The organism is Chloroflexus sp., assembly GCF_034432675.1.
Lineage (GTDB): Bacteria > Chloroflexota > Chloroflexia > Chloroflexales > Chloroflexaceae > Chloroflexus.
Genome location: NZ_DAOUBI010000135.1, coordinates 1 through 6,399, shown reverse-complemented (window position 1 = coordinate 6,399; position 6,399 = coordinate 1). Strand labels below are relative to the sequence as shown.

Genomic DNA, 6,399 nt, shown 5'->3' with positions numbered 1-6,399 from the left:
TTCGCGGAACTGCAAGCCAACCAGATTGTCGGTGACGGTGCCCGGCTCGTAGAACTGGTCCACACCGATGAAGATGATGTCGGGATGTTCGGCGGCAAATTTCTTGGTGGCATCGGCAATCAGGAAGCCAACGGTCACAATCACATCGAAGCCCTCATCGACGAAGGTCTGAATGTTCTTCTCGTAGTCGGCCTGCGCCTGGGTCTCGATGTACTTGTACTCCAGCCCAAACTCTTGCGCCGCCCGCAACGCACCGAGGTGGGCAAACTCGTTAAAGGTGCCGTCATTCACTTTGCCCAGATCGGTGACCAAGGCGATCTTGGGCTTAGAGGAATCTGTGGTACCGGTCGTCGGTACAGCGGTTGGCGCAGCAGTTGGCGCCGTCGTTGCGGTAGGCGTGGCTGCCGATTGACCGCCACACGCAGCGAGTAGCGGTACTAGAAGCGTAAAGAGCGCTACCAGCGTAAGTAGATTCTTGCGCATGTTCCATTCTCCTGATCTACAACGATCGGATCCAATTAAGAAGCGCCATGGGGGCGACATGGCCCTTCCCGGTTGGAGCATCAACTGATGCCCGCAAACACGTTGGATTGGCGCGATTATAGCACAAGTTGCGCAACCTTTTCTTTGCTACTGCGTATGTTATACTAAAAGCTGCAAAGTGAAAGGTTTCCTGAATGATGTACCATCGCTCAATACAGTGCGCTTTGCTGCACACGTTTTATGGAGTTCACGGTACCTAAACCCGTGAACTTTTGTTGTTTTATGGTCACTTAGTCCACAAGGAGGAGGTATGGCCTTACCGTTGGGGATTGTGCTGGGCTTGCTGGCATGGTTTATTGTCCGCTACATCGCCTTCAGCTTCTACACCGTCGATCAAAACGAGCGGGCAGTAAAGACCATTTTTGGTCGGGCAGAGCGTCTGCCTGGCCCTCCGGTAGAAGATCCCTTCGCTGAATACATGCGTCCCGATGAACGTGAACGCTACCGCTATCCGCAGTTACGGGTGATTCCGCCGGGTGGGCCATACTTCAAGTGGCCGTGGGAGCGGATTTATAAGGTCTCAATCGCGACTCAGACCATCAATATGGCTCTTGATCTAGAGGATTCGCTAGCGAATCATGGGGGAACCCTGCTGGAAGCGGTTACAAAGGATCAGCTCAACGTCGGTCTACGTGGTCAAATTCGCTATCGCGTTTCGGAACGTCACCTCTACGCCTACCTCTTTGGGGTGAAGAACCCGGTCGTGCATGTGATGGGCTACTTCATCTCGATTTTGCGCGAACGGATCGCCAATTTCGCTGCACCAGCTGTTGATACCGGCCAGTTGAGCATGACAGCGGGTGATAGTGCCGATGTCAGTGGGGTTTCGATCAACGATCTGCGCAAGAATCTCCGCGATCTGAATGAGCTGATGGATCGCGAGTGTCTTTCCTCAGCGGCACGCTATGGCATCATTCTTGACGCATCGCTGATCACCGAGATTGATGCACCGCCGGAGGTGGAGGCGGCGATGGCAGCGATCAACACGGCGCACAACCAGGTCTCTTCAGATATTAGCCTGGCCCAGGCCACAGCCGACCAGAAGATCGTGCAGTCGAAGCGGGCAGTGGAGATTGAGACTCTCAAGGCCCAGGCTGAAGTGGAACCGTTGCTGGCACTGGCCGAACAGTTGCACGCACTGAAGAGCAACGGCGGCCCTGATGTCCTGCAGGCCTATCTGCGGAATGTGCGGCTTGGTCTCTATCAACAGGCTGAACGGGTAATCATGGAGGTAGAACAATGACCTTCGTGCTCTCAACCATTGTGGTGGCCTCGATCACCTTTGTCCTGGCATTTATTCTTGCCCCAACCTTTTTCGGTCTGCTCCGTTTGTTCGGCTTCTACACGATTGTGCAGGAGGGTACCTGCCACGTGTACACGCTCTTCGGCAGCGTGGTTGGTGTCTTGCGCGAGCCGGGGCTGGTGATTTTGCCGTTCCATTTGGGCGTCAATGCCTTCCTGATCAGCTTCTTTGGTCGGCGGTACGTGATCGATATGCGTCTCGATCAGCGCTATCTACGCAGCCAGCCGGTCAATTCGGAAGAAGGCGCACCGATGGGGATCGGGGTCTGGTACGAGATGTCGATTAGCGATCCGGTAGCCTATCTGTTCAAGAATGCCGATCCACGGGGTTCGCTGGCTGCCAACGTCAGTAATGCCGTGGTACGTACCTTGAGCAACATGCCGCTGGCTCAAATGCTGGAAAATCGCCACGCGATGAGCCAGGCAGTACGGGCTGAGGTTTCACCGAAGGCTTCTGAGTGGGGATACCGGTTGGGATCGGTGTACATTCGGAAAGTGCATTTCCGCGATCAGAACATGATCCGCCAGATCGAAGCAAAGGTCGTGAATCGGCTTCGCCAGGTTACGTCGGCAATCTTGCAAGACGGTGCCAATCGGGTGAATATTATCACCAGCACTGCCGAACGAAAAGCTGCGATTGAGTTTGCTCGTGCTAAGGCAGTGCGACCGCGGATTTTAGGGCAGGCACTGGCTCGAATTGGGGCTGACCCCGAAGTACGTGATGCTCTGTTCACTATCCTCGAACTGCAAAACCTGGCCGAAAGTAAGGCACGAGTCACTCTTGTACCGGCGCAGGCTGAACAAAGGATAATGCCCGCTCTAATGGCCGCGCAGGATAGTCGAACCTAGGTAATTACTGGGAAAAACCTGCTGCCCGTCAGACATTCTTACGGTGGGCAGCAGGTGTATGGGTGGTTGCCATCTGCTACCTCCACTCCGGCTTTCTTTCCGCTACTTGAACCGGCGAACACGGTAGCTTGTTCCTTACACCTTCTATTGCTGATGGCTTTGTTCTGCCTGCATGGCCAGTGCTCGCAATTGCTCAAACAGCTCAATATTCATGAGCACGGCTGACGGATACCCTTTCTGTGTAATCACGACCGGTTGTCCACTCACCTTTGCGCGCCGGATCAGTGCGGCCAGACTGGCTGCCGCCTGTGAGATGGGAACCACACCTCCCTGTAAGTCGATATTGATCGAGCGTGCCATGTTTGTGCCCCTTTGTGATAGTGCCAGTAATAGTGTGATTGCATTGTAGCACGCTGCACTCAAACTGCATAGAGCAAAAATGAGGTCAAAGGTAACTAGACAGGCTTTTTTCGTCTTCTTCCTGTGCCCATTCACGGTGGTGATTTTAGCTAGCCGATAGAGAATAATTCCTCTCAACCATCGAACGCCGGGCTTTTAGCACGGAAACGCCAGATTAAACTTGCTCTCTAAACGTAGACAGAGCTTTAACAGTTCGCCAACGTCATTCTAACAATGGTTTGTTATGGTATAGCCAGGCTCGATTGAGAGCACAACCAGTGGAAACAACAAGAAACGATAGACAAAAAACGAGGATGCAAGGAGGACGACTATGACGAACCTGACCCGTTGGGATCCCTTCCGTGAGATGACTCAACTGCTCGACGACACCTTCTTCACCGGCTTCACCGGTGTGCTGCCCCGCAACGGCAGCCTGGTGCCGGCGCTCGATCTCAGCGAGACGGCTGATGCCTACCACATCGAGATGGCAGTGCCGGGCATGACCGCCGATCAACTGAACATTACCTTCGAGAACAACGTGCTCACGATTAGTGGCGAGATTACGCAGAGCAGTGATCGCAAAGAGCGCCAGTATCACGTCACTGAGCGTCGCTTCGGTCGCTTCAGCCGCAGCATTCGCCTGCCCAATCAGATCCATCCGGATCGGATTGAGGCCCGGCTTGAGAATGGCGTGCTGACGGTGACCGTACCGAAGGCTGAAGAGATTAAGCCGCGCAAGATCGCAGTCAACGTCGCCCAATAGTCGTCGCACCAGCATCACCGGTTGCAGCCGCAGCGCGTGAGGAACTATGCCTCACGCGCTGTTCTGTTTTCCGGCTGCGTAAATCGAGTACAATAGAAACATATCCCTTTGAATGGTGAAAAATGGCAATGGACGCCGGACAAGCGGTGCCTTCACCGGCAAGGAGATGGCATGGACGAGATTAATGATGAGTTATTGCAACAGGCGCATTATTGGATGCGCCTTACCCGTGCGCTCGATGACCGGGGTACGTTTCTGCACAAGCAGAGCAAAATTGTCGGTGGCTACTTTTCGCAAATCGGGCACGAGGCGCTCAGTGTTGCAGCAGCGCTAAGCCTGGGGCCACGCGATATTATTGCGCCGATGCACCGCGATTTGGGGGCCTACCTGGTGCGTGGCTTGACCCCGAAGCGTATTCTTGCTCAGTGGTTAGGGCGAGAGACCGGTGTGACCCGCGGACGTGACGCGAATCTGCACGGTATGGGTGATCTAAGCCTGGGCATTATTGGCTTTATCAGCCATCTGCCGGCTTCGACCGGCGTGATCACCGGTGTTGCTCATGCGATCAAGCTCAAAGGCGATCCACGGGTTGCTATGTGTTTTTTTGGTGATGGCAGTGCTTCACAAGGGCTGGCTCACGAAGCGATGAATTGGGCAAGTGTCTTTAAGCTGCCGATGGTGATTATCTGCGAAAATAATCAGTACGCCTACTCAACCCCGCTGAGCCGGCAGATGGCAATTAAAGATATTGCCCAGCGCGCAGCCGGCTATGCGATGCCGGGGGTGATTGTAGATGGCAACGATTTTGCCGCAGTGTATCGTGCAACCAAAGAGGCAGTCGAACGGGCACGCGCTGGTGGTGGGCCGACATTCATCGAATGCAAGACGATGCGCATGCGCGGTCATGCTATTCACGACAATATGGCCTACGTGCCGAAAGAATTACTCGCCGAATGGGAAGCTCGCGACCCAATTGCCCGTATAGAGGAAGTGTTGCGTAGCCGTGGTTTACTCGATGACGCAAAGCTGGCTGCCCTGTTGGCCCGGATCGAAGCCGAGCTTGATGAGGCACAGGCGTTCGCTGAAGCTTCACCGTATCCCGATCCGGCAACGCTGACCGATGGCGTCTATGCGTGAACCACGAGCAGGAGGCAGGCAATGACGTGGGATCAAGGTTTACATAAATCGACAACCGTCCTGAGTGACGATCAAGGGACACGCGAGCTGACCTATCTGGAGGCAATCCGAGCCGCACTGCGTTACGAGATGCAGCGTGATCCGCGTGTGCTGGTGATGGGTGAAGATATTGGTGTGTATGGTGGTGCATTCAAGGTAACCCAGGGATTGATTGATGAATTCGGTGAGGATCGAGTGATCGACACTCCCATGACCGAACTGGCCATGCTCTACGCAGCGATTGGCATGTCGTTCGAGGGCTTCTTGCCGGTGGTCGAAATGCAATTCGCCGACTTCATTTCAACCGGTTTTGATGCTCTGGTGCAGTTTGCAGCGACCAACCATTTTCGCTGGCGTCAACCGGTGCCGATTACGGTACGAGCCCCCGGTGGCGGCGGCTTGCGGGCCGGTCCCTTCCATTCGCAATCGAACGAAGCCTGGTTTATCCATACTCCCGGTCTGAAAGTGGTTGCCCCGGCAACTCCCGCTGACGCCTACGGTCTGCTGCTCAGCGCCATTCGTGACCCCAATCCGGTGATCTACTACGAGACAAAGTACCTCTACCGTTCGCTCAAAGGGATGGTGCCGGAAGGCGATGCGCCGGTACCAATCGGGCAGGCAGCCCTGCGGCGTACCGGTGAGGAGGTGAGCATTATTACTTACGGGGCGATGGTGCAAGAGGCGTTGAGCGCGGCCCAGACCCTTGAACAGGAAGGGCATAGCGTCGAAGTGCTTGATCTGCGTACCCTCAAACCACTCGACGAAGATGCTATTCTGACGACGGTGCGTAAAACCGGCAAGGTTTTGATTGTTCACGAAGCGAATCGTACCTGCGGCGTCGGTGGTGAGGTGGCTGCAATCATTGCTGAACGCGCCTTTGAGTATCTTGATGGGCCGATTATCCGTCTGGCCGCACCTGATACACCGGTGCCGTACAGTCCACCACTCGAAGATGCCTACCGGCCCAACGCAACCAAAATTCTGGCCGCAGCCCGTGATCTGCTGGCGTATTGAGGCGGGTAGGGTAACTACTGCACACACCGCGGCAGATACGGTTTCCTGCTTGGATTACCTGTGGCGCATGTTCTGGCGTACGGAAGCCACGCTTCTGCATTGGAACTTATTTCATAAATCTGTTGTCACCCAGGCTCATGAACGCTTGCCAGTCACTAAAGCCTGTTTATCCTACACCCGACATGTCGGCATGGTAGCGAACAGCGCTAGCGATAGTCGCTAGCGCCATTACTCGCTGGTTTGATTGCCTTGCCCGCGCATTATGCACGTGTCTCGACGTGTGGAGTGCGGCAGCCATGCTGCCGCAGCAGGCGTACACACGATCCGGCGCGAATTGCGCGGACTCCTGTGCC

General features: G+C 55.1%; 7 protein-coding genes. 5 read left to right on the top strand and 2 right to left on the bottom strand.

From position 1 onward, the window contains the following. Positions 1 to 483 (bottom strand): BMP family ABC transporter substrate-binding protein (locus tag VAE55_RS10070; protein ID WP_322815655.1); only part of this gene is annotated, 483 nt, incomplete at its 3' end. A gap of 310 nt (positions 484 to 793) precedes the next feature. Between VAE55_RS10070 and VAE55_RS10065 the strand changes: the two genes are divergently transcribed. After that, the gene (locus tag VAE55_RS10065) at positions 794 to 1,786 is read left to right on the top strand and encodes an SPFH domain-containing protein (protein ID WP_322815654.1); all 993 of its coding nucleotides are present in this window, start codon (positions 794 to 796) and stop codon (positions 1,784 to 1,786) included. Further along, a complete protein-coding gene (locus tag VAE55_RS10060) occupies positions 1,783 to 2,694 on the top strand; it encodes an SPFH domain-containing protein (protein ID WP_322815653.1) in 912 nt (303 codons plus the stop codon). Before VAE55_RS10065 ends, VAE55_RS10060 begins: the two co-directional genes overlap by 4 nt. A gap of 144 nt (positions 2,695 to 2,838) precedes the next feature. Here VAE55_RS10060 and VAE55_RS10055 read toward each other — a convergent pair whose 3' ends face one another. Beyond that, the gene (locus VAE55_RS10055; protein ID WP_322815652.1) at positions 2,839 to 3,054 is read right to left on the bottom strand and encodes a type II toxin-antitoxin system prevent-host-death family antitoxin; all 216 of its coding nucleotides are present in this window, start codon (positions 3,052 to 3,054) and stop codon (positions 2,839 to 2,841) included. A gap of 370 nt (positions 3,055 to 3,424) precedes the next feature. Between VAE55_RS10055 and VAE55_RS10050 the strand changes: the two genes are divergently transcribed. From VAE55_RS10050 to VAE55_RS10040, 3 genes are all read left to right on the top strand, one after another. Next, entirely contained in the window at positions 3,425 to 3,856 is a 432-nt protein-coding gene (locus VAE55_RS10050) for an Hsp20/alpha crystallin family protein (RefSeq protein ID WP_012258972.1), read from the top strand. Between the two features lie 171 nt (positions 3,857 to 4,027). Then, positions 4,028 to 4,993, top strand: a complete 966-nt coding sequence (locus VAE55_RS10045) for a thiamine pyrophosphate-dependent dehydrogenase E1 component subunit alpha (protein WP_322815651.1) — start codon at positions 4,028 to 4,030, stop codon at positions 4,991 to 4,993. Positions 4,994 to 5,014: 21 nt separating this feature from the next. Continuing rightward, positions 5,015 to 6,046 (top strand): alpha-ketoacid dehydrogenase subunit beta, encoded by a 1,032-nt coding sequence (locus VAE55_RS10040; protein WP_322815650.1) that lies wholly within the window; start codon positions 5,015 to 5,017, stop codon positions 6,044 to 6,046. Positions 6,047 to 6,399 lie beyond the last annotated feature (353 nt).